Consider the following 1776-nt stretch of genomic DNA (forward strand, 5'->3'; position numbering starts at 1 on the left):
CCAGGGCGAGGTCGGCGCCAGCGGCACCGAAGGCACCTGGATCTCCACTGCCTTCCTGGTCTCGGAAATCGTCATGATTCCGCTGACCGGCTGGTTCGTGCGCACGCTGGGCCTGCGCACCTTCCTGCTGATCTGCGCCACGCTGTTCACCGCATTCTCGGTGATGTGCGGCCTGGCCGATTCGCTGCCGATGATGATCGCCGGCCGGGTAGGGCAGGGCTTTGCCGGCGGTGCGCTGATCCCTACTGCGCTGACCATCGTCGGCACGCGCTTGCCGCCGAAACAGCAGCCGCTGGGCACTGCGCTGTTCGGCATGACCGTCATTCTCGGCCCGGTGATCGGCCCGCTGCTGGGCGGCTGGTTGACCGAGAACGTCAGCTGGCACTACGCCTTCTTCATCAACGTGCCCATCTGCGCTGGCCTGGTTGCCTTGCTTCTGCTGGGCCTGCCGCATGAGAAATCGAACTGGGTCGGGCTGCTGCGCGCCGACTGGCTGGGCATCGTCGGCATGACCGCCGGCCTGTCCGCGCTTACCGTGGTACTGGAAGACGGCCAGCGCGAGCGCTGGTTCGAATCGAGCATGATCGTAGTGCTCAGCATCGTTTCGCTGCTGGGGTTCGCGCTGCTGGCGCTCTCGCAGTTCATCAGCAAGGAGCCGGTCATCCGCCTCAACATCCTTTTCCAGCGCAGTTTCGGCGCGGTGTTCGTGATGGTGATGGCGGTGGGCATGATCCTGTTCGGGGTCATGTACATGATCCCGCAGTTCCTGGCGATCATCGCCGGCTACAACACCGAACAGGCCGGTTACGTGCTGCTGCTGGCCGGCCTGCCGACCATCCTGCTGATGCCGTTGATGCCGAAGATGCTGGAAACGGTGGACGTGCGCATCATGGTGTTTGGCGGGATGCTGTGCTTTGCCGCCGCCTGCTTCGTCAATCTGGGCCTGACCCCGGACAGCATCGGCCCGCACTTTATCATCGGCCAGCTGTTGCAGGGCTGCGGGCTGGCGCTGGCGATGATGGCGCTGAACCAGGCCGCCATCACCTCGGTGCCGCGCGAATACACCAGCGATGCCTCGGGCCTGTTCAACGCCGCGCGCAATCTGGGTGGTTCGATCGGCCTGGCCATCATCTCCACCTTCCAGGAGCGCCGCACCACATTGCAYGTCGATGCCATCGGCAGCAGCGTCACCGCCAATTCGACCGTGGCCCAGGATGCGCTGCATGCTTACGGCCAACAGCTCGGCGACGCCACGCAGGCGCTGGCGGTGCTGGCGCAGACCGTGCAGATGCAGGCAATGGTGATGGCCTACAACGACCTGTTCTGGATCTTCGGCCTGATCGTGGTGGCGACCCTGCCACTGGTTTTCCTGCTCAAGCCCCTGCCCAAGGGCGTTCCATTGGCGATGCACTGATGACTTCGACGACCTTGCCCCTTCTCCCGGCCCTGTCCCTTCGCCTGCGCCGCCTGTGGCCAGCCACGGTGCCGCTGCTGCTGGCCAGTTGCATGCTGGGGCCGGATTACGTGAAGCCGGACGTTGCCGGCAATGCCACCGCACAGGCACGGCTGCCGCGCGCCGCGCAGGCTGACGTGCAGCCGGCCACGCCACCCAGCCAGTGGTGGCGCGCGCTGAATGATCCGCTGCTGGACCAGCTGGTGGACGAGGCGCTGCGCAACAGCCCCAACCTGCGTGCGGCCCAGGCCAAGCTGCTGGCCTCGCGCGCGCTGCAGCGCCAGCGTCGCGCCGAGCAGCTGCCCAAGGTGGGGGCAGTGGCC

1 protein-coding gene and 1 pseudogene are annotated in these 1776 nt (G+C 66.1%); both read left to right on the top strand.

Translation table 11 applies throughout. The annotated features are described in order from the left end of the window. The coding region (locus AC1VAN_RS20700; RefSeq protein ID WP_480986622.1) for a DHA2 family efflux MFS transporter permease subunit at positions 1-1414 on the top strand (1414 nt) is incomplete at its 5' end. A gap of 92 nt (positions 1415-1506) precedes the next feature. Continuing rightward, positions 1507-1776: pseudogene (locus AC1VAN_RS20705) on the top strand (efflux transporter outer membrane subunit); the annotation flags it as partial.

Source organism: Stenotrophomonas sp. 05L44_2 (assembly GCF_056665995.1).